The sequence below is a fragment of the Salinibacterium sp. genome (genome assembly GCF_031364185.1).
Lineage (GTDB): Bacteria > Actinomycetota > Actinomycetes > Actinomycetales > Microbacteriaceae > Rhodoglobus.
Map to the genome: position 1 here is coordinate 1 of NZ_JANLVV010000353.1, position 1110 is coordinate 1110.

Annotated in this window: 1 protein-coding gene; it reads left to right on the forward strand. The window is 68.0% G+C overall.

Annotation, left to right across the window (positions count from 1 at the left end):
* Positions 1-847 (forward strand): M1 family metallopeptidase (locus RMN95_RS15655; RefSeq protein WP_309617837.1); only part of this gene is annotated, 847 nt, incomplete at its 5' end.
* Positions 848-1110: the final 263 nt, after the last annotated feature.

Genomic DNA, 1110 nt, shown 5'->3' on the forward strand with positions numbered 1-1110 from the left:
CCGGGTATCCGCCGAACAGGGGTACACGGTGGTCGGCACGGGCGTGCAGACGCATTACCGCGTGAGCTCGGGCCGCGGGCAGTGGGTGTTCGAGCAGGCCGAGCCGACGGCCAGCTACCTCGTCACGCTGCAGATCGGGCGCTACATTCGCACCCCGGTTGCTCTCGGTGGCGTGGCCGGGGCCCTCGTTTACCCTGCCGACCTGCGCGAGGGCGTGCTCGCAGACTTCTCGAAGCTCGGCGCGATGATGGAGTTCTTCGAGGCCTCGTTCGGACCGTATCCGTTCCCGGAGTACACAGTCATCGTCACTCCGGACGTGCTCGAGATTCCCCTCGAGGCCCAGGCGATGGCCATCTTCGGGTCGAACCATGCTGGCGGCGTCGGCCTGGTCGAGCGGCTCGTAGCGCACGAGCTGGCGCACCAGTGGTTCGGAAACAGTGTCGGCCTCGCCTCGTGGAAGCACATCTGGCTCAACGAGGGCTTCGCTTGCTACTCGGAATGGCTGTGGTCCGAACACCAGGGTGGACCGTCGGCGGATGCCCTCGCCCGGCAGTTCCGCCGGCACCTCGTCGGGCAGCCCACCGACATCATCCTCGGTGACCCGGGACCGGCCCTCATGTTCGATGACCGCGTCTACAAGCGTGGCGCCCTCACGCTGCACTCCCTGCGGCGCACCATCGGGGACGAGCCGTTCTTCCTGCTGTTGCGCGAATGGGTTGCCACCTACCGCTTCGGGGTCGCCGATACCGACGACTTCAGGGCGCTTGCCGCCGACTACGTCGAGGGCCCGCTCGACCCGCTCTTCGACGGGTGGCTGTTCGGCACTTCGGTGCCGAGGCTGCCGTAGGGCCGCGTTGGTTACTCCCGCTGCCGCGCTGCCTTCCGCCTCCTCTCGCCGAGACCGCTCAAACTGCTGCTACCGCCGCCGGCATAACAGCAGTGTGCGCACTCTCGATCCTCCATCAGGCTCGCCAGGCGACCGTCGTCTGCAGGGTGGCATCGAGCTCCGGATGCCACAGCTCATACCGCGCGTCGCCCACCGCCGCGACCTACGTCGTGACGCGGGCTCGCATCGTGGCGGCGTCGCTCCATCCGCTGGAGACGACCGCG